Source organism: Gordonia sp. NPDC003422 (genome assembly GCF_053588675.1).
This window is the reverse complement of sequence record NZ_JBSFQL010000005.1, coordinates 114,398-137,739: the sequence shown is the minus strand read 5'-3', so window position 1 is coordinate 137,739 and position 23,342 is coordinate 114,398. Positions and strand designations below refer to the sequence as shown.

General features: G+C 66.8%; 18 protein-coding genes and 1 pseudogene. 10 read left to right on the top strand and 9 right to left on the bottom strand.

Annotated elements, in window-relative coordinates; translation table 11 throughout:
* Positions 1 to 17: 17 nt before the first annotated feature.
* Positions 18 to 779, top strand: coding sequence for a 3'(2'),5'-bisphosphate nucleotidase CysQ (locus ACWDTF_RS06525; RefSeq protein ID WP_240862105.1), 762 nt, complete (start codon positions 18 to 20; stop codon positions 777 to 779).
* Between the two features lie 280 nt (positions 780 to 1,059).
* Here the strand turns inward: ACWDTF_RS06525 and ACWDTF_RS06520 are convergent, their stop codons facing one another.
* From ACWDTF_RS06520 to eccA, 3 genes are read right to left on the bottom strand one after another with little or no spacing between them, the layout of a single operon-like run.
* The gene (locus tag ACWDTF_RS06520; RefSeq protein ID WP_449754133.1) at positions 1,060 to 1,614 is read right to left on the bottom strand and encodes a hypothetical protein; all 555 of its coding nucleotides are present in this window, start codon (positions 1,612 to 1,614) and stop codon (positions 1,060 to 1,062) included.
* Between the two features lie 15 nt (positions 1,615 to 1,629).
* Complete coding sequence (locus ACWDTF_RS06515) at positions 1,630 to 2,007, bottom strand: hypothetical protein (RefSeq protein ID WP_240862102.1); 378 nt, start codon at positions 2,005 to 2,007, stop codon at positions 1,630 to 1,632.
* Positions 2,008 to 2,024: 17 nt separating this feature from the next.
* Complete coding sequence (eccA, locus tag ACWDTF_RS06510) at positions 2,025 to 3,794, bottom strand: type VII secretion AAA-ATPase EccA (protein ID WP_355273423.1); 1,770 nt, start codon at positions 3,792 to 3,794, stop codon at positions 2,025 to 2,027.
* Between the two features lie 175 nt (positions 3,795 to 3,969).
* Here eccA and purL point away from each other — a divergent pair, with 175 nt between their 5' ends.
* Positions 3,970 to 6,246, top strand: coding sequence for a phosphoribosylformylglycinamidine synthase subunit PurL (gene purL, locus ACWDTF_RS06505; protein ID WP_449754165.1), 2,277 nt, complete (start codon positions 3,970 to 3,972; stop codon positions 6,244 to 6,246).
* A gap of 177 nt (positions 6,247 to 6,423) precedes the next feature.
* On the opposite strand, the gene ACWDTF_RS06500 is transcribed toward purL, so the two are convergent.
* A complete protein-coding gene (locus tag ACWDTF_RS06500; RefSeq protein WP_240862096.1) occupies positions 6,424 to 7,284 on the bottom strand; it encodes a glycerophosphodiester phosphodiesterase in 861 nt (286 codons plus the stop codon).
* Between the two features lie 68 nt (positions 7,285 to 7,352).
* Here ACWDTF_RS06500 and ACWDTF_RS06495 point away from each other — a divergent pair, with 68 nt between their 5' ends.
* Together ACWDTF_RS06495 and ACWDTF_RS06490 are read left to right on the top strand one after the other, a co-directional pair.
* Complete coding sequence (locus tag ACWDTF_RS06495; RefSeq protein WP_355273429.1) at positions 7,353 to 8,459, top strand: NAD(P)H-dependent amine dehydrogenase family protein; 1,107 nt, start codon at positions 7,353 to 7,355, stop codon at positions 8,457 to 8,459.
* A 128-nt stretch (positions 8,460 to 8,587) separates the two neighbouring features.
* Positions 8,588 to 9,055: pseudogene (locus ACWDTF_RS06490) on the top strand (hypothetical protein); the annotation flags it as partial.
* Here ACWDTF_RS06490 and ACWDTF_RS06485 read toward each other — a convergent pair.
* Positions 9,051 to 12,203, bottom strand: a complete 3,153-nt coding sequence (locus ACWDTF_RS06485) for an MMPL family transporter (protein WP_449754132.1) — start codon at positions 12,201 to 12,203, stop codon at positions 9,051 to 9,053. The pseudogene ACWDTF_RS06490 and the gene ACWDTF_RS06485 sit on opposite strands and share 5 nt — an antisense overlap.
* Before the next feature lie 137 nt (positions 12,204 to 12,340).
* A complete protein-coding gene (locus ACWDTF_RS06480; RefSeq protein WP_240862091.1) occupies positions 12,341 to 13,849 on the bottom strand; it encodes a glutamate--cysteine ligase in 1,509 nt (502 codons plus the stop codon).
* Between the two features lie 67 nt (positions 13,850 to 13,916).
* On the opposite strand from ACWDTF_RS06480, the gene ACWDTF_RS06475 reads away from it, so the two are divergent.
* The 4 genes from ACWDTF_RS06475 to purM all read left to right on the top strand — a co-directional run bounded on the left by ACWDTF_RS06475 (position 13,917) and on the right by purM (position 18,034).
* On the top strand, positions 13,917 to 14,309 hold the full coding sequence (locus ACWDTF_RS06475; RefSeq protein ID WP_240862090.1) for a sterol carrier family protein: 393 nt from the start codon (positions 13,917 to 13,919) through the stop codon (positions 14,307 to 14,309).
* A 120-nt stretch (positions 14,310 to 14,429) separates the two neighbouring features.
* Positions 14,430 to 15,155: a hypothetical protein gene (locus ACWDTF_RS06470; protein ID WP_355273436.1), complete on the top strand. Its 726-nt coding sequence runs from the start codon at positions 14,430 to 14,432 to the stop codon at positions 15,153 to 15,155.
* 114 nt (positions 15,156 to 15,269) lie between these two features.
* On the top strand, positions 15,270 to 16,850 hold the full coding sequence (gene purF, locus ACWDTF_RS06465) for an amidophosphoribosyltransferase (protein WP_240862086.1): 1,581 nt from the start codon (positions 15,270 to 15,272) through the stop codon (positions 16,848 to 16,850).
* Between the two features lie 74 nt (positions 16,851 to 16,924).
* On the top strand, positions 16,925 to 18,034 hold the full coding sequence (gene purM, locus ACWDTF_RS06460) for a phosphoribosylformylglycinamidine cyclo-ligase (RefSeq protein ID WP_240862083.1): 1,110 nt from the start codon (positions 16,925 to 16,927) through the stop codon (positions 18,032 to 18,034).
* Between the two features lie 459 nt (positions 18,035 to 18,493).
* Here purM and ACWDTF_RS06455 read toward each other — a convergent pair whose 3' ends face one another.
* The 3 genes from ACWDTF_RS06455 to ygfZ form a co-directional block, all read right to left on the bottom strand.
* Positions 18,494 to 18,670 (bottom strand): DUF3073 domain-containing protein, encoded by a 177-nt coding sequence (locus ACWDTF_RS06455; protein WP_240862080.1) that lies wholly within the window; start codon positions 18,668 to 18,670, stop codon positions 18,494 to 18,496.
* A gap of 150 nt (positions 18,671 to 18,820) precedes the next feature.
* Complete coding sequence (locus tag ACWDTF_RS06450; RefSeq protein ID WP_240862078.1) at positions 18,821 to 19,471, bottom strand: MOSC domain-containing protein; 651 nt, start codon at positions 19,469 to 19,471, stop codon at positions 18,821 to 18,823.
* The gene (ygfZ, locus tag ACWDTF_RS06445) at positions 19,468 to 20,649 is read right to left on the bottom strand and encodes a CAF17-like 4Fe-4S cluster assembly/insertion protein YgfZ (protein WP_355273441.1); all 1,182 of its coding nucleotides are present in this window, start codon (positions 20,647 to 20,649) and stop codon (positions 19,468 to 19,470) included. Before ygfZ ends, ACWDTF_RS06450 begins: the two co-directional genes overlap by 4 nt.
* A 65-nt stretch (positions 20,650 to 20,714) precedes the next feature.
* Here ygfZ and ACWDTF_RS06440 point away from each other — a divergent pair, with 65 nt between their 5' ends.
* A complete protein-coding gene (locus ACWDTF_RS06440) occupies positions 20,715 to 21,587 on the top strand; it encodes an aminodeoxychorismate lyase (protein ID WP_355273444.1) in 873 nt (290 codons plus the stop codon).
* A 189-nt stretch (positions 21,588 to 21,776) separates the two neighbouring features.
* Positions 21,777 to 23,336: a cytochrome ubiquinol oxidase subunit I gene (locus tag ACWDTF_RS06435; RefSeq protein ID WP_355273447.1), complete on the top strand. Its 1,560-nt coding sequence runs from the start codon at positions 21,777 to 21,779 to the stop codon at positions 23,334 to 23,336.
* Positions 23,337 to 23,342: the final 6 nt, after the last annotated feature.

Here is a 23,342-nt window from a genome sequence, read left to right as displayed (position 1 = left end):
AGGAAGGAAGGCGACACGTGACCGACGACCGTTCCCTCGCCGGTGATCTGGCCACCGCTGCCGGTGAGTTGCTGATCGACGTCCGGGCCAACAGCGGACTGAGCGGCAAAGAGCTCGGCCGCGCGGGTGACCTGCGTTCCAACGACTATCTGCTCGACCGCCTACGCGCCGAGCGGCCGGATGATGCAGTGCTGTCCGAGGAGTCGGCCGACGACAAGTCGCGATTGTCGGCGCCCCGGGTCTGGATCGTCGACCCCGTGGACGGCACCCGCGAGTACGGCACCGAAGGCCGGTCGGACTGGGCTGTCCACGTGGCGCTGTGGTCGTCGGACACGGGGCTGATCGTCGGCGCGGTTGCCTTGCCCGCGCTGGGCGTGACCTACGTCGACGATGCGTCCCCGATCGCCCCTGTGGCCGGGTTGGCCGCAGAGCCGAAGGGCGAGCGCGTGCGGGTTGTGGTGAGCGGATCGCGGCCGCCGGTGTTCTCCCAGGATGTCGCCGATGCGCTGGGCGGCGAGGTGCTCTCGATGGGATCGGCCGGAGCCAAGGCGATGGCGGTGGTGCGCGGCGAGGCCGACGCCTACGTACACGCGGGCGGGCAGTACGAGTGGGACTCGGCGGCGCCGGTCGCGGTCGCGCGCGCAAAAGGTCTGTGGTGCGGTCGGATCGACGGCTCCGAGCTGGTCTACAACCGCGACGACACCTACCTACCGGATCTCGTCATCTGCCGACCGGAGCTGACCGAGACGATCATCAAGGTGACCTCCGCCCACGCCTGAGCCTGGTTCCGTGGAAACGAAGCCAACCTCCGCTGCCTGAGGTGCGACGAGCCCGTGCGAGGAGCCTCGAAGGCCTGGTGACTGTTTGTGCGTGGTCGCCCAATTGCTGTGTCTCACCTGCCCTTAGAGGCTCTCGGCTAGCGCCTCGAGCACCTCAGGGAGCGGAGGGAACTATTCGAGTCCGCGCGCCGAAATCTTCACCCTGGCTCGGGGAGCGGAGGGCGGTCTCCGAGTCGGTGCGTTCGAAGATTGTTGCGTCTGAACGGTCAACGGGTGCGCGTCAGTGGGTGAGGATCACCTTGATGCCGACCACGGCGGTGGCCAGAATCAGGACGGCGATCGCGCCTCCGAGGGTTGCGCGCGACGGACGTTCGCCGTTGAGGCGGTCGATGACGAACACCGTGCCGGCGATACGGGCCAGGATCACCACCTCGGCAACGAGTTGCGCGGTGCGGGGTTCGAGCCAATCCAGCAGTCCCGCAACCAGTATCAGGCAGGGGAGCACCGCCGAGGTGAGGATCGGCACCGAGTTGCGCAGATGGTGGAGGACGGACCGGGGTGTGGTGTGTTCGGACCCGTCCAACACCTGCCGGCCGAGTGTCTCGGCGAAGACGTGGGCCAGGAAGGTCGACGCCGCCGTGCCGAGAAGCACAAGCACACCGAACTTCTCGCGTTCTGGATCGATAGGGATGATCGCGGCGAGGATCAGGATGTTGCCGTAGATGTAGGCGCTGATCCGGGCAGCGGCGCTCTCGCGGTCCAGCGGTTTGTTGCGTGAGAACAGCGGACCGTGCAGAAGTGTCTTGCGTGGAGCCTGTGAATCATCTTGGGACACGATCGAATCCCTCCGTCACCGCGCGACTTCGGGCAGTCGTTCGATGATGCCGGCGACCGTGTCGTCGGGCAGGTTCAAACACATAGTGGCCACGACGCCGGCGACCAGGCGTTGATTCTGCTTGACCCCGAGTTCTTTGACGACGGCGACCCGCGTGGCCTCGTCGAGACCGCGGTACTCGCGGCACGTCATCGACTTCGAGTTCGCGGGGGCATCAACCGTCGGCAGGTCACCGGTGGTGATCGGCAGTCCGGGGATCGACGACGCCGGTACCGACTGCGATGTGCCGGCGGTGTCGTCGGAGTCCGACGAGCACGACGTGAGAACCAGGCCGAGCGATGCGAACAACGCGACCACGAAGATCAATCGTCGTCGAACCGTGCGCTCGAACATCCACACCTCGTCTCTCGTCAACGGTTGAGTCCCGACAATACGCCCGACAGCGCGGCCTGCACGTCGCAGGACTCGATGCGCATGAGGTCGTCCTGTGACAACGAATTGATGTCCGGTGCAGTCGAGAGTCGGTACTCGCGCTCCTCCTCGGCGGCTTCGATGATGTTGCGGATGAATCGCCCGTTGCCGGCCAGGTCGCTGGCTCGCCGTATGGTGCCGCCCTCGGTTCGGATGTCGTGATACAGAGGGGTGCAGGCCTTTTCGATCTCCACGACCGCTTCCGGGGTGAGCGCCGAGTCGCGTCGCGTGGCGATGAACTCACCGATCCGGGCCAGTTCGTCGGGCGTGTAGGAGTCGAACCGGACGCGCCGCGCGAACCGGGACGACAGACCGTCGTTGGCCGCCAGGAAGCGGTCGATCTCCGCGTCGTAGCCCGCGATGATCACGACGAGACGGTCGCGGTCGTCCTCCATCCGCGCGAGCAGGGTGTCGACCGCCTCCCGGCCGAACGCGTCGCCACCCGAGAGTCCCTGCTGGATCAGTGTGTACGCCTCGTCGATGAACAGCACGCCGTCCATCGCCGAATCGATCAGCGCCGACGTCTTGATCGCCGTGCTACCCAGGTGCTCACCGACCATGTCGCGCCGCGTCGCCTCGACGACCCGGTCGGACTTGATGAAACCGAGGCCGCAATAGATCTTGGCGACGATGCGCGCGATGGTGGTCTTGCCGGTTCCGGGCGGCCCGGTGAAGGCGAGGTGCAGGCTCCGCGCGGACGTCGACAGCCCGCGGTCGGCGCGGACGCGAGCCAGCATCGACGCCGACTGCAGTTTGGCGACCTGCTGCTTGACCGACTCGAGCCCGATCTGCTCGGACAGTTCGCGCTGCGCGTCGGTGACCATCGCGTCGGGCGTGGGCGAACCGTCGGCGCCCGTGGACTCGCTGCCCGGCGCCGACGACGGGTCCCAGCGGTCGGTGCGCTCGGCGATGGATTCCGGAGTGGTGACGCGCAGGCGGATGCTCGGCGAGCGAAGTGCCTCGCCGGCCGCGGTCAGCGAGGGGTCGCGGGCGAAGACCTGCTCGAAGGTCGCGCGGGCCTCGTCCTCGTGGCCCTGCTCGCGCAACGCGAGCCCGTAGGCGTACATCGCGCGGGTGGTGCACGCCGGGATCGGACCGTCGATCGCGTTCTTGAGCCGACGCATGCCTTCGCCGAGCATGCCCAGCTGGATGCACGCGCTGCCGGCGAGGTAATCGGCCACCGCTTGCATGTAGGTGTCGCCCCACCGCGGCGCACCCGTCAGAGCGGCGAGCACGTCGGGCCACCGCTGAGTGCTGAAGTGGAGTACTCCTCGGATGAACTCGACGATCGCGACGGGTTGGGCCGCGACCTCGTCGAGCACCTGCTCGGCGCCGGTGTGGTCGCGTCCGCGGATGAGGCTGCTCGCGTAGGCGGCGGTGGCCTCGATCGGGTCGGACACCGGGTAGTCGATGAACATCCCGGTGTAGAAGCGGCCGACCAGGGTGCGGGGTGGTAGTCCGAGCCGACGCTGCTCGGCGCCGATCGAATGGCGGGACCGGTAGAGCCCCAACAGCACCTCGTCACTGGCATCCCCGCAGGCCAGACGGCCTATCCAGGCGTCTCCCTGCTCGGGATCCCACTCGCTGGCACGGGTGAACGCCTTGGCCGCCTGCGCCGGGTTGTGCACCGACTCCTGACCTTCGAGGGGGATGTCGAGCGAGAGCACACCGAGTTCGAACAGCGCCCTCGCCTTACGGATGTCGGCCATCGGCCCCCCTGCCTGCCGTCGCGGTGACGCGACTCCTACCTGCCCGCGCAACAGATTATCGCCTGGAACGCACACGACGGTGATGTAGTGCACCGCCCGCTCGCCTCGCGCCAAATGGGTCCGATTTGGCATGCCCACATAGACTTGGTTCGTGAGCTCCAGTTCCCACCACACAGTGGACACCGTCGCGACCGCAGCCCAAACCCCGGACCAACCGCAGCCCTTCCGCGAACTCGGTCTGAAGGACGACGAGTACGCCCGGATTCGCGAGATCCTGGGCCGCCGGCCGACCGACGCCGAGCTGGCCATGTACTCGGTGATGTGGTCGGAGCACTGCAGCTACAAGTCGTCCAAGGTGCATCTGCGCTACTTCGGCGAGACCACCACCGACGAGATGAAAGCGAGCATGCTCGCCGGCATCGGCGAGAACGCCGGTGTCGTCGACGTGGGTGACGGGTGGGCGGTCACCTTCAAGGTCGAGTCGCACAACCACCCCAGCTACGTCGAGCCGTACCAGGGGGCAGCGACCGGTGTCGGCGGCATCGTGCGCGACATCATGGCGATGGGCGCACGTCCGATCGCGGTGATGGATCAGCTGCGCTTCGGCCCTGCCGACGCCCCCGACACGCGGCGAGTGCTCGACGGTGTGGTGCGCGGCGTGGGCGGCTACGGCAACTCGCTCGGCCTGCCCAACGTGGGTGGCGAGACCGTCTTCGACGCCAGCTACGCGGGCAACCCGCTCGTGAACGCGCTGTGTGCCGGGGTGCTGCGGACCGAGGATCTGCATCTGGCGTTCGCCTCCGGTGCCGGCAACAAGATCATCCTGTTCGGCGCGCGCACCGGCCTCGACGGCATCGGTGGGGTGTCGGTGCTGGCGTCGGAGACCTTCGACGACGACGGGGAATCCTCCGGACCGAACCGCAAGAAGCTCCCGTCGGTGCAGGTGGGCGACCCGTTCACCGAGAAGGTGCTCATCGAGTGCTGTCTCGAGCTCTACCACGCCGGTCTGGTGGTCGGCATCCAGGATCTCGGCGGTGCCGGATTGTCCTGTGCCACTTCGGAACTCGCCGCTGCGGGCGATGGTGGCATGCACATCGACCTGGAGAAGGTGCCGATGCGGGCGGTCGGGATGACGCCTGCCGAGGTGCTTTCCAGCGAGTCGCAGGAACGCATGTGCGCGGTGGTGACGCCCGAGAACGTGGACGCCTTCCTCGACGTCTGCCGCAAGTGGGATGTGCTGGCCACGGTGATCGGTGAGGTCACCGACGGCGACCATCTCGTCATCACCTGGAACGGCGAGACCGTCGTCGACGCCCCGCCGCGCACCATCGCGCACGACGGCCCGGTGTACGAGCGGCCGGTCGAACGGCCGGAGTGGCAGGACGCCGTGATCGCGTCGAGTTCGGCGTCGTTGACGCGGCCGAGCACGTCGGACGAGTTGCGGGACACGCTGCTGAGGATGCTGGCCTCGCCGGCGCTGTGCAGCCGCAAGTTCATCACCGAGCAGTACGACCGCTACGTTCGCGGCAACACGGTCCTCGCCGAGCACGCCGACTCCGGCATGATCCGCATCGACGAGACCAGCGGCCGTGGAATCGCTTTGGCCACCGACGCGTCGGGCCGCTACACGTACCTCGACCCGTATCGCGGGGCGCAGCTCGCGCTCGCCGAGGCGTATCGCAATGTCGCGGTGTCTGGCGCGGTGCCCAAGGCGGTCACCAACTGCCTCAACTTCGGGTCGCCAGAGGACCCCGCCGTCATGTGGCAGTTCCAGCAGGCCGTGCGCGGGTTGGCCGATGGCTGTGCCACGCTCGGCATCCCGGTGACCGGCGGCAACGTGAGCTTCTACAACCAAACCGGCTCGACCGCGATCCTGCCGACCCCGGTGGTCGGCGTCCTCGGCATCATCGACGACGTCCGCAGGCGCATCCCGACCGGCATCGGTACCGAGCCGGGCGAGACCCTGATCCTGCTCGGCGACACCCGAGACGAGTTCGACGGCTCGATCTGGGCTCAGGTCGCCCACGACCACCTCGGTGGCGTGCCTCCTCAAGTGGACCTCGCGCGCGAACGCCTGCTGAGCGAGATCCTGGTCGCCGGGTCGCGCGACGGTCTCATCTCCGCGGCGCACGACCTCAGTGAGGGCGGGCTCATCCAGACCGTCGTCGAGGCTGCGCTGGCTGGCGAAACCGGTTGCCGCGTACTGCTTCCCGAGGGTGCTGACCCATTCGTCTGGCTGTTCTCCGAATCGGCCGGCCGTGTGCTGGTGGCCGTGCCGCGCACCGAGGAGTCGCGGTTCGTCGGGATGCTCGATGCTCGCGGGATGCCGTGGACGCGGATCGGCGTCGTCGATCAGGGCAGCGACTCGGTGGAGGTGCAGGATCACTTGTCGGTGACGCTCGACGAGTTGCGCGGCGTTCACGAAGGTACGTTGCCGAAGCTGTTCAGCTGATCCGAGGAGTTCGGGGCCGGGTCGCGGACACAGGTTTCTCGCCAGGGCTTCGAGGCTCGTCGCCAGGGCTCCTCGCTCCTCAGCCGGCGGGGAGGCCTGGTCTTTCCCATCGCCTGCGCGATCCTGGCGATGGTGCCGAACACCGGGCGGTGGATCGAGTCGGGCTGAGCAACGTCCTCAGCCGCGGCCCACTCGCGCCACGACGCCCTCCGGGTCGTCGGTGGTGATCTGGTCGACGCGCAGCTCGAGGAGGCGTCGGATCAACGCGATCGATCGTCGGTCGACCCGGTTGACCGTGTACCCGTCCACCATTCGGTCCGCCGCGTGGAACGCGCCGATCAGGTCGACGCCGAGGTGGTCGGCCGCGATGATGAGCCGGTTCTCCAGGTACACCATCTCGGCTCGCGGCGACGCGGCGACCGCGCGTCCGACGAAGCCGTCGAAATCCTGTGAGCCCAACACCGCATCGACGGCGCCGTGATGGCACGGGTCGTAGCCGACCCGAACGTCGGGTGCGGCGTCGGTCAGTCGGGTCACCGCGGCTGCATCGCCACAGGACAGGATCATGTGTCGCGCAAAGGGTTCCACCGCTCGAGCGAAGGTCTGCACGGCGTCGGCATCCAAGGCTTCATCGTCCTCCTTGAAATCGAGCTGCAGCAGGGCGTCCGGCGCGACCTCGACGTCGGCGAGCAGGTCGGCGAGATCCTCGAGGAGCAGGACGCGCTGCGACAGTCGACGGCCACGATTGGACCGCAGGCACAGCGCTCGCAACTCGTCGGACGACAGATCGGCTACCCGGCCGCGACCGGTCGTCGCGTGATCGACGGTCCGATCGTGCAGGATTGCGTACCCGCGGTCGGCGTGCAGGACGAGGTCGACTTCGACGCTCGCGCCGAGCCGCATGCCCTCGACGATCCGCGACGCGGTGAACGGCGGGTCGCCGGGCCGCCTGCGGGCGCGATGCCACTTGATCCAGGTCCGGTGGCCGTCGCGTTCGAGGAACAGCGGTGCTGGGGTGGAATCGGGAGTCTTGGACATCATCGTCGACATTAGTGGTGTGTCCCCAACACGCAGACAGAAAGTGAAACATGTTCTAGTTTGGGGTCATGACACTTCGTGTGGTCGAGTGGTCGACCGGAACCGTGGGCAGGCATGCGATCGCCGGGATCGACACCCGGCCGGATCTCGAACTCGTCGGGGTGTGGGTGTCCGACCCGGCGAAGGTGGGATGCGACGCCGGCGAGTTGGCGGGGTTGGGTCGCGAACTCGGGGTGATCGCCACCAACGACCGGGACGCGCTGGTCGCGTTGGCGCCGGATTGCATCGTGCACACCGCGATGACCGACGATCGGATCTTCGAGGCCATCGAGGACCTGATCTTCTTCCTGGAGTCGGGGATCAACGTCGTGTCGAGTGGGCCGGTGGTCCTGCAGTTCCCGCACGGCATCCTGCCTGCGGAGATGGTGTCGCGGATCGACGACGCAGGTCGCCGGGGCGGGGCCAGCCTGCACGTCAACGGCATCGATCCCGGCTTCGCCAATGACGTTCTACCGCTGTCGATGACGAGTCTGTCGCAACGCATCGACGAGATCCGCTGTCTCGAGATCGCCGACTACTCGACCTACTACCAGCCCGTGGTGATGTCGTCGATCTTCGGTTTCGGCCAACCGATGGACTCGACGCCGATGCTGTTCACGCCGGGCGTGCTGTCGATGGCGTGGGGTCCGGTGGTGCGGCAACTCGCGGCCGGACTCGACCTGACCCTCGACGAGCCGCTCGTCGAACGCGTCGAACGGGCCGCAGCCGACCGTGACTATTCGACGGTGTCGGTCGAGATTCCCGAGGGCACGATGGCCGCGGTGCGCTTCGAGGTCGTCGGGCAGGTTGACGGCGTGGACCGCGTCGTGCTCGAGCACATCACCCGCACACATCCCGATCAGTGCCCGCAGTGGCCGAAACCGGTCGAGGGCGACGGTAGTTACCGGATAATTGTCTCCGGCGAACCGCAGATGAAGGTGGAGTTCTCCCACCACGGTGAAAACGGTGACCACAACGTGTCCGGGATGATCGTGACGGCCATGCGGCTCGTCAATTCGGTTGCCGCCGTGGTGAATGCGGAGCCGGGACTGATCACGGCACTCGACCTGCCGCAGGTGTGGGGTCGGGGACTCGTATCGGCGCCGTCGGTCGAGCCGGCGGGTTCCGCTTTGTGAATTGATTCAATTCGCAAACTCGCGACGGTGGTCTCCTTCTACAGTGTGTTTTGATCATCGGTTGAATTCTGCATCCGTGATCCACACTGTCAACCACGGAAAGAGTTGCCGCCAGGAGGAACCGCCTCATGTTGATCGACGTTGTCGGGGATGAAGTGATCGAGAGCCGGGGGGCGGAAGAAAAGGGTGGCGACAGCCGCGAAGGAGCCGGCAGCGACGTCGCGGTCGTTGATGATGCGGTCGTTGATGATGCTGCCGTCGACGAAGCTGCTGTCGGCGAGGTTGCGACGACCGGCGAGTTGGACGTCATCGATGCCGACGGGGACGAGGGCGTCCCCGTCGCGGAGCCTCCGAAGATCTTGGGCTACTGGACGTACAACGGGATCGCGATGCAGCTGGTCGACGGCGTGCTGCATGGTTCGGTGTCGCTGAACGACAGTCATGCCGGCCGGCCGGGGTGGGCCTCGGGTGGCGTCGTGGCGAATCTGTTCGATGAGTTGCTGCTGGTGGCACTGGCGCCGCATGCGCTCGACGTGAGATCGAGTCGGATCGAGGTGGACTTCCTGGCCCCGGTGCCCCTTCACGAGCGGATCACCTTGAGCGCGTGGGTCTCCCACCGCGAGGGGCGGCGCGTGTACACGGCTGCGTCGCTGCATCTCGGTGCGCGGGTGCTCGCGCAGGCGATGGGCGCGTACTTCGTGGTGGGAGCGCGGGCCACCAGATGCGCTCCCCGATGACCGTCATCGCGGCCGGGACGAGGACAGTGCGCACGATGGCGATGTCGAGGAGCAGGCCGACGCCGACGGTGAACCCGATCTGCACCAGATTGAGCACCGTCCCGCTCATGAGTGCAAACATGGTCAGCGCGAACACGATTCCGGCTGTGGTGATCACCCCGCCGGTGCTCCCGAAGCCGCGGATGATCCCGCGGACCATGCCACCTCTCGCGGACTCCTCCCGGATCCGCGCGGCGAACAGCATCGAGTAGTCCGCGCCGACGGCGATCACGGCCATGAACGACACCGGAATCACCGACCAGTCGAGGTCGAAGCCGATCAGGTGCTGCCACACCAGGACGCTGATGCCGGCCGCCGACGCGAAGGACAGCACCACGGTGGCGACGAGCAGCACCGGGGCGAGGACGCTGCGCAGCAACACCATCAAGATGAGCAGCACCGCGATGACCGCGACCGTCGCGAACAACAGGAAATCCCGGATCACCTGATCGCGCATGTCCATCGAGAGCGATGCCAGACCGGTGGTCGACACTTGAGCGTCGGCCAGGGACGTGCCGGCCAACGCCTGATGGGCCACGTCGGGGAGTTCTCGACTTGCGCGCATCGCTTCCTGGCCGTACGGGTTGACATTCCACGTCACGAGCAATCGGGCGGTGCGTCCGTCGGGCGAGATCAGGAGTCGGCTGCCCGCGACGAAACGCGGATCGCGCATCGCTTCAGCCGGCAGATAGAAGCCGGCACCGGGGCCGGTGTGGGTGGCTGCCCCCATCGTGTTCAGATACTGCGAGGCGCGTCGCAGTCCATCGGTGAGCCGGCCGGTCAACGCCACTGTCTTGTCGGTTCCGGCCTTCACCTGTCGCAATCCGGCCGCGAGTTCTGTCAGCCCAGACGACAACTGGCCCACTCCATCGGTGAGGCGGGTCAGATCCGACCGCACCTGCGCCGGTGTGCGACCAGCGAGCTGTCTGATCAGAATGTCGACGGTGGTGAGTGCGGCTCGCAGGTCGGGGAGCGCGGCGGCTACACGATTCAGCGCTTCGGGCGGAGCCGCGGCAATCGCGTCCGCCGCCTGCAACGCGGCACGCGCCCGTCCGCCGAGCGCGCGATCGAGCTGTTCGAAGGCGAATCGTGCGGCCAGACAACGAGGATCGGTCGCACACCGCGCCGTCGGTCTTGATGTCAGCACGGGATCGAACACCACACCGAGGCGTCGCAGTGCGGCAACGGCGGCGGCGTCGCGGGTGTTCAGGGTGGACACCACTTCGGTCACGGTGCGCAGTGCGGTCCGTAGGGCGGGAAGTGACCCGGCCACGGTCTGCCCGCCGGTGGCGATGCTCACGATGTGCTCGGCGTGCTCGAGTCCGGTGAGGACAGTGCCCGCCATCGTCGCGACCTCGGTGGTGCCCGCGACGAGTTCGGGCATTCGTGCTGTCGCGCCATCGGCCCCGGCCGACAGTGCTGTCACGCCCTCGGCCAGACGCCGTAGTTCTGGCGTCGCGGTGACCATCTGTCGGTGGGCGTCGCCGAGCTGCCGGCCGATGACACCCGCCTGGTAACCGGTGGCGGCCTCGGGGAGCGGCCGCCCGTCGGGCCGGGTGATGGAACGGACCACGGCCACCTGTGGAACGTTGGACAGTGCGATGCCGGCCAGCTCGAGCGCCGCCAGATCGCCGGTGTTGCGCAGGGCGTGCGCGCTTCGCACGGTCACATATTCGGGTGCAATCTCGTTGTGGCCGAAATGCTTACGCACGGCCTCGTACCCATCCTTGGAGTCCGTGGCGTAGATCGCCATGGCCGCCTCGTCCCAGTTGGTGCGGAATGTGACGGTGATCAGCGCGGTGCCTGCCAGAAAGATCAACGCGACGGTGGTGTACACGCCGGCGTGGCGGATCACGCGAGCGCCGCGCCGCCGCCACGCGCGCTCGGTCGAGCGGCGCGGCTCGGCCAATCCTCGTCGCCCGGCGAGTGAGAGCAACGCGAAAGGGGCTGTCAGCGACACCAGCAGGGTGATGACGACCGCTAGTGCCGTGGGTGGGCCGGCCGTCGTGAACATGCCGATCTTGGTGAACGCCATCGCCGTGCACGCCGCCGCGATCGTGCAGGCCGACGCGACGAGGATCGGTGCGGTGCGGCCGACCGCGCGCGCCGTGGCGTCGCCGACCGACGACCCGCGCCGGCGGCCCTCGTGATAGCTCGAGATGGCGAAGATCGCGTAATCGGTGCCGGCGCCGAGCACCAGCGCCGTCATGATCGCGACGGTGAAGTTCGAGATGGATATCCATCCGGCGGCGCCGAACACGGAGATGATCGGGCGCACGACCGCCAGCGACAGGCCGATCGTCGCGAGCGGGATGAGTGCGGTGACGAGGTCGCGATAGGCGAGCAGCAGTAGCAGCGTGATCAGTACGACGGACACCGCGGTGATGATCAGCAGGGAGACGTCGATGGCCGAGAAGAGGTCGGACAAGGTCGCGGCCGGACCGCTGTAGTGCACCGCGAGGCCGTCGGGCTTCGCCATGCCGTCGATCACCGCTCGGATGCCGACCGTGCTGTGGTGGGCGCGGGTTGAGCCGACCGAACCCTGCGCTGCGACGGTCATCTGGACGGCCTTTCCGTCCGGGCTCAGCGCGACGCCACGGGTGACCGGGTTCCCGTAGGTGTCGAGAACATAGGCGACGTCCTCGTGGTCGGCGACGAGCCTGCGCACGAGTTCTCGGTAGTAGCGCTCGTCTGCGGGGCCGAAACCGTTCTCGTTGACGAGAACAACGCTGCTCACCGCGTTCGAGGCGGACACTTCGAAGTCCGACGCCATGCGTTCGAGACTGATGTTGGCCGGCAGGTCGTCGGGCACGAAGTCGGCGGAGTTGTTGGCCACGGTCCGTTCGAGTTGTGGCACAGCGATGTTGAGGATGGCCGCGACCGCGATCCAGCCCAACATGATCAGTCCTGCGTGGCGGTGTGTCCACGTTCCCAGAGCTGTGAATGTGCGGCTTTGCCCGTGCGCCACGTCGATTCCCCCCACCCCTACTATGTATGCCGGTTGGCATAGCGAAGTGGAGCGACGTTAACCGTTACCAAGAGTTACGGTCAATCGGTTGACGTGCTGGTCACAGAGCAGTCGGCAATATGGCACAGATCACATTGTCACGAAGTCCAGGTGTGAACGGGCTCGCCCTCGTGCATCTGCGTCACGTAGTCGCGCAGCATCCCGGTGAGCGCCTGATGGCGCGACTCGCCCGCCGACTCCCGTGCGGCCACCGCCGCGCGCTGCCACACCGACCCGGTCTGCCGCGTGATGCATCGGCCCTCGATCACCGACAGGTACCGGGTGCGAGCCTTACCCGACACCCCGAAGGAACGCAGTCCCTCGTCGGCGAGGGGCAGCAGGCGGCGCAGGGTCAGCTCGTCGGGGCGCACCCATCCGACGTTGGGCCAGTAGATCTGTGATTCGAAGCCCGCTCTCGCCCCGGCCTGCAAGTTCTCGGCCGCCGCGTTGAACGACATCTGCGACCAGAGGGGACGGTCGGCCTCGACGAGTCCGCGGACGACGCCGTAGTAGAACGCGGCATTGGCGAGGATGTCGACGACGGTGGGGCCGGCGGGCAGCACCCGGTTCTCGACGCGCAGGTGCGCCTGCCCGTCGACGACGTCGTAGACGGGCCGATTCCAGCGGTAGACGGTGCCGTTGTGCAGACGCAGCTCGTCGAGGGCCGGGATCTCGCCATTGTCGAGTTGTGCCAGTGGGTCGACGTCGGTGGAGACGGGCAACAGTGCGGGGAAGTAGCGGGTGTTCTCCTCGAACAGGTCGAAGATGGTGTTGATCCAGCGTTCGCCGAACCACACCCGCGGCCGCACGCCCTGATTCTTCAACTCCAGCGGCCGGGTGTCGGTGGCCTGCTCGAAGACCGGAATTCGGCTTTCGTGCCACAGTGCGGTACCGGCCAGGAAGGGTGAATTGCCGGCCAGCGCCACCTGGATTCCGGCGATGCTCTGCGCTGCGTTCCAGTGCGCGGCAAAGTCTTCCGGGGCCACGCGCAAGTGAAGCTGGAGAGAGGTGCAGGCCGCTTCGGGAAGGATCGAATCGGTGGAGGTGTGCAGGCGTTCGCTGTTGGAGTGGTCACCGAGGGGCACACCGGCGATGTCGATCTCGATGTCCTCGCCGCGTGCGGCGAAGATCTGCTGATTGAGCAGGTCGTATCGTGGATTTGCCGAAATCCATTGGTGGGCAAAGTGTTCGGTCTGAAGGGTGGGCAGGGTGCCGACCATCACGAGGTGGTTGTGGGTTTGTGCTGCGCGTTCCTCGGCACGGTTCAGCGACGTGCGCAAGGCCTGTTCGAGCGAGATCGTGTCGTCGGCGAAGAACGGCCGCGGCGAGACGTTGATCTCGATGTTGAACTGGCCCAACTCTGTTTGATAGTCGGGGTCGGCGATCGCGTCGAGGACGGTGGCGTTGGCCATCGCCGGCTGCATCTGTTCGTCGACGAGATTGAGCTCTACTTCCATGCCGAGCAGCGGCTCGGGTGGTTGGCCGTGATCGGTGAAAAGTCCGTCGGACAGCATCCGCGCGATGGCCTCGGTTCCGCGCCCAACTTGACGGCGAAACCGCACGCGGTCGGCGCCGGTGAACTGTTGGGAGGTCACATCGGTGCCCATGGCTCAATACTGCCCGATCACCGAGGCTCCGACCGGGCTTTGCGATGCGGTGATGCAAGATGGCCCGGTGCCACCGCATAAGAAGGTCGACCCCGCCGAGGTTCGCGCTGCGGTGCTCGCGATCCGCGCGTGGCTGACCGACGACGATGCGCCCGAGCCGTCGCGACCGGAGATCGCCGCTGCGGTGCGGACGACCGCGCGGACCCTGGCGCAGGTGGCTCCGGGCAATTCCGTCGAGGTTCGAGTGCCGCCGTTCGTGGCGGTGCAGTGCATCGAGGGTCCGCGCCACACACGCGGGACGCCGCCGAACGTCGTCGAGACCACGCCACGCACCTGGCTGCTGCTGGCCACCGGGCTGCTGGACTTCGACCTTGCCGTCGCCGAGGGTCTCCTCGACGTGTCGGGACATCGCGCGGGCGACATCGTCGACTGGCTTCCGATCGTGCCGTTGTCGAGCTGATCGGGCGAGAACTGGAGTTGATTTGGAGAACGCGAGTGCTGTAGCACTCGCGTCTTCCGATTCGGCACCGGTTGTCGCGAGGCGACCTTCCCGCCTCCACGATCGTCGCCGTCCGGCCGAATGACCGCGATGTGCGGGATTCGGATTCGTCGTCCGATACTCGGTCCGTGGTTCAACGAACTGGGAGTCCCGTCGGCGCCGATCGCGAGAACGCGCATCAGAAGTCGCTGCGTGGTGCTCGTCGCGGTGTGTGTCGGATTCTCGATGCTGAGTCGGCGCGCCACCGCGGCGACGCGCTACCGGGTCGCTTCGCGCTGGAGCGTCGTGTGTGTGGTGGTCGTGCCCCCGATCGGGTACGCGATCCTGTTCGGATTGCTTACGCTGGTCGGTCCGCTGCCCAGCGACGCACCCATCCGTCGCGTCGCGTATCTCCTCACTCTTCCGACGATCATCGGGATTCTCGTCGGGTTGAACTTCTGCACACTCCTCGCGGCGACGGCGGTAGGGGTCACGACACGTCGGCGATTCGCCAAGTGGAACGAGATCGCGGCGATTGTGTTCACGCGTGGCGACGATCCGCGCAGCTTCGAAGTGGGCGTCCTGGTCAAGCCCGGCGCGAATCCTCCCTGGTCGACGCCCATGCCGGTGCGTGAGGGTGAGGTGCTCACCGATCTACCGTTGCGGGTGCGGGTCCCGCGGTCGAAGTTCTCGGCCGACCGTCTCGCGTGGGCCATCGACCGGTTCGCCGATCCCGGGACCGCGCTGGTCGAACGGACTGCGATGGGCGTCATCGTGCATCGCCAGGGTGCGTTTCCTCACCCCGCGGGACGTGATCGGAATAACTGAGTACCCCACGCCGCTGCATGATTCGCAATCGATGGCTACCGGCACGTAAACTTCAAGACGTCTCCCAGCCCACCGATGTGTTGGCCCCGATCTCGCAGCCCAGGGAGCTCGTTGATGACCGACTTGTCGATCCACAGCCGAAACTTGATGGCCCCTACCCACAAGTGCCCGTCGGGCGCTTCGATGGACGAACCGGAGAACGAGCCGCGCGAGGAGTGCGGCGTCTTCGGGGTGTGGGCGCCGGGCGAGGATGTGGCCAAACTCAGCTACTACGGCCTCTATGCGTTGCAGCATCGTGGTCAGGAAGCCGCGGGTATTGCCGTCGGCGACGGCTCGCAGGTGCTGGTGTTCAAGGATCTTGGCCTCGTCAGCCAGGTGTTCGACGAGCAGAACCTTGGTGCGATGGTCGGCCACGTCGCCATCGGGCACTGCCGATACTCGACCACCGGCTCGACCACCTGGGAGAACTCCCAACCGATCTTCCGCACCACCGACGCAGGTACCGGCGTCGCCCTCGGACACAACGGCAACCTCGTCAACACCGCGGAACTGGCCAGCCGCGCCCGCGCCGCCGGCGTGATGAGTTCGGCCGCGACGTCGGACTCCGACATCGTCGGCGCCCTGCTCGCGCACGGTGCCGCCGACAGCACCATCGAGCAGGCCGCGATGGAGCTGCTGCCCACGCTGCGCGGCGCGTTCTGCCTCACCTTCATGGACGAGCACACCCTCTACGCGGCCCGTGACCCGCACGGCGTGCGTCCGCTGTCGCTGGGCCGCCTCGACCGCGGCTGGGTCGTGGCATCCGAGACTGCGGCCTTCGACATCGTCGGCGCCTCGTTTGTCCGCGACATCGAACCCGGTGAGCTGCTCGCCATCGACGCCGACGGCGTGCGCAGCACCCGCTTCGCCGACGCGACCCCGCGCGGCTGCGTCTTCGAGTACGTCTACCTGGCACGTCCCGACAGCGTCATCCATGGTCGGTCGGTGCATTCGGCGCGAGTCGACATCGGCCGACGCCTGGCCCGCGAACATCCCGCCGAGGGTGATCTCGTGATCCCGGTTCCCGAGTCCGGCACGCCCGCCGCGGTCGGGTTCGCGCAGGAATCCGGCATTCCCTACGGCCAGGGTCTGATGAAGAACGCCTATGTGGGCCGCACCTTCATCCAGCCGTCGCAGACCATTCGGCAACTCGGTATCCGGCTCAAGCTCAACCCACTCAAAGAGGTCATCCGCGGTAAGCGGCTCGTCGTCGTCGACGACTCGATCGTGCGTGGCAACACCCAGCGCGCTCTGATCCGGATGCTGCGCGAGGCCGGGGCGGCCGAGATTCACGTGCGAATCGCGTCGTCGCCGGTGCGTTGGCCCTGCTTCTACGGCATCGACTTCGCGTCGCCCGCCGAGCTGATCGCCAACGGCATGGACTCCGAGGAGCACATGGTCGAGGGTGTGCGTCAGGCGATCGGCGCCGACTCGTTGGGTTACATCAGCATCGACGAGATGATCGCCGCGACCAACCAGCCCGCGTCGGCACTGTGCGCGGCCTGCTTCGACGGCGACTATCCCATCGACCTCCCCGAGGAGACGTCGATGGGCAAAGCCGTGCTCGAACACATGCTCGCCAACGCGGCCGGCGACGCTCGAATCGATCCGCTGACGGCGCAGAACGACAACGTCAGCGCCGTCATGCGCCCCTGACACTCGCCAGGATGCGCTCGGGTAGCGTGTGAGCCGTCCGTACGAGGCGTACAAGAGAACAGGGGACTGCGCTGATGACCGAGCGTGATGGTGCTGCCGACGGATCGACGGACGCACCCGAACATGCGTCGTACGCGGCCGCCGGAGTGGACATCGATGCCGGTGAGCGAGCAGTGGAACTGTTTGCCCCGCACGCCAAACGCGCATCGCGCCCCGAGGTACTCGGTGGGCTCGGTGGATTCTCCGGCCTGTTCGCCCTCAAGGGCAACTATCGCGAGCCGGTGCTGGCCGCTGCCAGCGACGGTGTCGGGACCAAACTGGCCATCGCGCAGGCCATCGACAAGCACGACACCGTCGGCCGGGACCTGGTCGCCATGTGCGTCGACGACCTGGTCGTCTGCGGCGCCGAACCGCTGTTTTTGCAGGACTACATCGCCGTCGGCAAGGTCGTTCCGGAGACGGTCGCCCAGATCGTTGCGGGTATCGCCGACGGCTGTGTGGACGCCGGATGCGCCCTGCTGGGCGGCGAGACCGCAGAGCATCCCGGCCTGATGCAGGACAACCATTACGATCTGTCGGCCACCGCGGTCGGCGTTGTCGAGGCCGACGCGATCCTCTCGCCGGACAAGGTGCGCGCGGGCGACGTCGTGATCGCGATGGGATCGTCGGGCCTGCACTCCAACGGCTACTCGCTGGCCCGCAAGGTGCTGCTCGAATGGGGGCACATGGACCTGTTCGGCGAGGTCGAGGAGTTCGGACGCACGCTGGGCGAGGAACTCCTCGAACCGACGCGCATCTACGCCCGCGACTGCCTGGCCCTGACCGCCGAGGCCGACGTGCGTACCTACGCTCACGTCACCGGTGGTGGCCTGGCCGAGAACCTGGCCCGCGTCATCCCGACCGGGCTGGTCGCCGAACTCGAACGCGGCACCTGGACGCCCGCACCGATCTTCTCGATGATCGCCCAGCGCGGTCGCGTCGCCCAGTCGGAGATGGAACGCACCTTCAACATGGGCGTCGGCATGGTCGCCGTGGTTGCCCCCGAGGACACCGATCGCGCTCAAGCCGTGCTGACCGCCCGGCACGTCGACAACTGGGTACTCGGCACCATCAAGCGATCCGCCGAACCCCGGAACTCCGACGCTGCCCGCGTGACGCTGGTGGGAGAGCACCCGCGCTTCTGAAGCTCCGATGGCGGAGGAACACCCGTCTGCGACTGCGGTGCCGCCCGTGACTCGACGAGTTCGGTTACCACCGCGCTGAACTGGGCACATGCGGTAGTGCCGTGCCCGCAAAATCTAGGGGAAGAACTTCTTCCCCGGGGTTCGTAGTCGTCCGCGAGAACTTTCTGGGGGAGGACTCCAAGGGTAGGGGACGAAGTTTCTTCCCCTACTTTTGGGCGCGCGTGCCTGGCGTCCCGTTCTGCGGGTGGGTCGCTGACCCAAGCAAGAGACCCCTCCACCGGAGACTGGTCACCTATTTCCGAGACAGACACACCACTAGCGCCTCCAGACTGCTCAGGGTGCGGTGGAAGAACCGAGATGAATGATCTCGGTACGACGAAGCGCGCCACATGTGGCGTCGTTGTCGAAACAGGATTGACCGTCAGATCGAACGGTCAGGGGGTGAGGGCAGGCGGCGCCTCAGGCGTGCCGCCACTCCTCTTCTTCAGCCCACTCGTCCACCGGATCCGGACGATCCACCGGATCGCTGGAACCCGACAGCTCGCGTTGCAGGCTGTCGAAGTCGGTGTTCGGAGTGGAGTACTTCAGCTGACGAGCAACTTTCGTCTGCTTTGCCTTCGCCCGGCCGCGGCCCATACGGGACCCCCTCGCACAATGACGGGGCGGCCAAACACTTGGCGGCCCCGTTCTCTTGAAGTAATTCTGTCGTGCTCAACAGTCTAGCGCGCCGATCGGAATTCTGTGGACTGCCCTGGCGCGGTATGGCGTGCGTGCCGGAAACCGGCCTCAGGAGGAGGCCAGGCGTTTCTCGGCGTCGCGTCGGACCTTGGGTGCCAGGTCGTCGGTCGAGAGAAGTGCGTGCAGGGCGTCCGCGTCGGCGGTGGTGCCGGTGGGGAGCAGGTGGCGGACGAGGACGCCGTGGTCGGGTCGATGGATCACGGTGATCGTATCGCCCGCACCGACGCTGCCCGGTGAGTGAACCCGCAGGTAGGTGCCGGTGTCGCCACGGTCCAAGAAGCGTTTGACCCAGCGTGGTTCCTCGGCCCAGGCGGCGAAGGTCCGGCACGGGATGCGGGGGATGGTGGTTTCCAGGATCAGTCCGTCGTCGCCGATCTGCCACCGTTCGCCGACGACGGCGTCGGTGACGGGCAGGCCGTTCACGCGGAGGTTCTCCCCGAACCAACCGTAAGGAAGCTCACGTCCCAATTCGTCGGCCCACCTGCGGGCCTCGGCGTCGTCGTAGGCGTACACCGCCTGATCGACGCCGCCGTGGTGTTTGGTGTCGCAGACGTGGTCGGTGCCGAGTCCGAGCGATCCGACGTGCACACGATCGGCATGCGGCCGCTTGTCGATGGCCGAGGCGCCGACTCTGTCCAACACGACGTCGTCGGAGGCCGAGCAGACCGCCAGCACGGCGCCCGCGACGGGCACGCTCACGATCCGCTCTCCGCAGGGCCCCGACGCAGGCGCTCGACCGCTGCACGCCCGGCCTGGGCGTGGTCGTCGGTGTCCACCGAATCGGGATCGATGCGAGCGCTGACCGGGTGATCGGAGCCGACCAGCAAGTCGGTGTCGGCCGGAACGTTGCGCTTGACCAGCGCCAACGCGATCGGGCCGAGTTCGAAGTGATCGACGACGGTGCCGACGCGGCCCACCGTGCGGCCGCCGGCGCTGACCGGGTCGCCGGTCACCGGGCGCGCATCGTCGCTGCCGTCGAGATGAAGGAGGACCAGCCGACGGGGCGACTTACCGAGGTTGTGGACGCGTGCGACCGTCTCCTGCCCGCGATAGCACCCCTTGTCCAGGTGCACCGCACCGAATTCCTCCGGGCCGCCGATCCATCCGACCTCGTGGGGGATCGTCTTCTCGTCGGTGTCGACGCCGAGCCGCGGGCGCAGCGCCGCCACCCGCAAGGCGTCGAACGCCCAGCTCCCGGCCATGCGTGCACCGGCATCGACGAGCGCCGTCCACCATCGATCCAGCAGATACTCGGGGAGAACGACGTCGACGACGGGCAGCGTCGCGTTCTCGCCGATCGGCGGCATCACCCGCCAGAAGCCGAGCGGTTCGTCCTCGTGATGGGTCTCGGGCAGGTCGCCGGCCGCGTACACCGCCGCGTCGGGATCGATCTCCAACAACTCGGCGATCGGTCCTCGTCGGGCGTCCGGCCCGACGAGTGTGATGACCTTCATGTCCGCTCGCACGGCGGGCTCGGCCTTGGCCCAGAAGACCATCCGCGCGAGGAACCCGTGCAGGCCCGCACCGCGTGCGCCCTCGGTGTCAAGCCAGGTGACCCCGTCGACATCGGTGAGGACGAAATGCTCCTCGACGCGGCCGTTGGCGTCGAGGGACAGATTCTCGGCGCTCGTCCGGTCGGACAGGCTGCTGATGTGCTGACTGGAGATCGTGTGCAGCCACGTGAGGCGCTCGTCGCCGGCGATCTCGATCACCGCGCGATCGGATCGGTCGACGATGATCGCACCGCCGGCGGCAGCACGTTGTTCGCCGAGCGGGTCACCGTAATGCCACGCCGTTTCCGGCGAGCTGCCCACAGCGCCCGATTCGGGTCCGGGGACCGCGTCGGAATACCTGGTCAGAATGGGCGATGCAGTCACGTCACCGATTCTACGGACGCCCCGGCATGTGACACCCGGTGCGCCGTCGTGGCAGCCTCGTGCCCATGACGACATCGGTCTTGGTTTCCCTGGACGGCACCGCGCACGATTTCGACGCCCCGTTCCTCGCCGCCGACGATCTCGCGGCGGTCCGCGGCGACGGGGTGTTCGAGACGCTGCTGGTGCGGGCCGGGCGTGCGCGCGGAGTCCGGCTGCACCTGGACCGGCTGGTGACCAGTTCGGCCGCGATCGGATTGCCCGAACCCGATCTCGACGCCTGGCGTGCAGCGATCGACACGGCCGTCGGCCTCTGGAACGACGGGCACCCGAACTCCCATGATGCCGAGGGGCTGCTGCGACTTGTCTATTCCCGTGGCCGGGAGAGCGATCCGGGAACTCCCACCGCCTACCTCACCGTCGCGCCGGTCCCGGAACGAGTGAAACAGGCACGCGATCAAGGGGTTTCGGTCCTGACCCTCGAACGGGGATTCTCGGTGGATCTCGGTGCGAGAGCGCCGTGGCAGCTTCTCGGCGCCAAGACCCTCAGCTACGCAACCAACATGGCCGCGTTGCGGCACGCGGCCGACCAGGGGTTCGACGACGTCATCTTCACCAGCAGCGAGGGCCTGATCCTGGAGGGGCCGCGTTCGACGGTGGTCGCGGTCCGGGGCGACGAGCTGATCACCCCGCCCACCGAGATCGGGATCCTGCCCGGCACCACGGCTCGCGCGGTCTTCGAATTGGCAGAGCAGGAGGGCTGGCGAACATCGACCCGCGTACTGCGCGCCGCGGACCTGATTGCGGCGGATTCGGTCTGGATGGTGAGCAGTGTGACGCTCGCGGCCCGGGTGACCGCGCTGAATCGCTATCTCATGCCGGTTTCCGATGGTCACAAGAAATTCATCGATTTGGTAGATCGCGCTATCTGTGTTGATTGACAATCAAGTCGGGCAGCTGAGACGGAGCCCACAGGACGACGCACGGCGATGGGACCTTTGTCGCTTGTAGCCCACTGCGACCAGGCGTAACGTCGCCCGCATACCTACTACTCGAAGTAGTAGGTGCGCATGATCCTGCCGGTTCTCCGCGCCCCAGCCCGGGTGCGGAGCGACTCGATTAGAGGCGAAATGGACGCACTGGATGTCTCCCGTTGGCAATTCGGGATCACAACGGTCTATCACTTCATCCTGGTTCCCCTGACGATCGGTCTTGCGCCGATGATCGCGGTGATGCAGACGGTGTGGCACGTGACCGGCAACGAGCAGTGGCTGCGCGCCACCAAGTTCTTCGGGAAGCTGTTCCTGATCAACTTCGCGCTCGGCGTCGCCACCGGCATCGTGCAGGAGTTCCAGTTCGGCATGAACTGGAGCGAGTACAGCCGCTACGTCGCCGACGTCTTCGGTGCGCCGCTCGCGCTCGAAGGGCTCATCGCGTTCTTCCTGGAGTCCACCTTCATCGGGTTGTGGATCTTCGGCTGGGGCCGGCTGCCCCGCCGGATTCACCTCATGTGCATCTGGCTGGCCGCGATCGGCGTCAACGCGTCGGCCTACTTCATCATCGCGGCCAACTCGTGGATGCAGCATCCGGTGGGTGTGGTGTGGGACGAGACCCGCAACCGGCCCAGGATGAACGACTTCTTCGCCGTCATCACCAACAGCACGACGCTGGCGGCGTTCCCTCACGTCATCGCCGGCGCATTGTTGACCGCAGGCACCTTTGTGGCCGCGATCGGCATCTGGTGGATGGCGCGAAACTCGTGGCGGGCCAAGAAACTTCGCGAAGCCATCGAGACCGGTGACACCTCGGGAATGCCGAAGACCACCTCACCGAGCCAGATCGACGCGACGCCCGAAGATCTGGAACGCGACGCACGCGAATTGTGGCGTCCGGTGGCCAGATTCGCTCTGTGGCTCACCATCGTGTCCGGTGTGGCACTCTTCATCACCGGCGATATCCAGGCGCAGATCATGTTCAAGCAGCAGCCGATGAAGATGGCCGCTGCCGAATCGCTGTGCGACTCGACGACCGGCGGCGCCCCGTTCTCGGTGCTGTCCATCGGCCGACAGAACAATTGCGACAACATCGATCACGTCATCGAGATCCCGGGCATGCTCTCGTTCCTCGCCGACCACCATTTCGACACCCCGCTGAAGGGCGTGAACGAACTGCAGGTTCAGTACCAGGAGGCCTTGCAGATGCCGGGCCAGAACTTTGCGCCGAATCTCTTTGTCACCTACTGGAGTTTCCGCGCGATGATCACGTGGGCGCTGGGTTCGGTGGTCGTGGCGCTCGGCGGGCTGTGGCTGACCAGACGTAAGCGGGTGGTGACCTCGCGCAAATTCGGCTTCGTCGCGTTGCTGATGATCCCGACACCCTTCCTGGCCAACGCTTCCGGCTGGATCTTCACCGAGATGGGTCGTCAGCCCTGGGTGGTCGCACCCAACTGGGCCGACGACCTGGACCCGACGCAGATCAACATGCTCGTCCAGGACGGTGTGTCCAATCATGTCGCGGCCACGGTCTGGGTGACGTTGATCGGCTTCACCCTGCTCTATGGCGCACTGGGTGTGGTGTGGTTCATGCTGCAGCGCCGATACATCATCGAGGGTCCGGCCACCTACGATGCGGTGCCACCCGACGAGCCATCGGATTCCGATGAGCCCAAACAACTCTCGTTCGCTTACTGAGGAGGA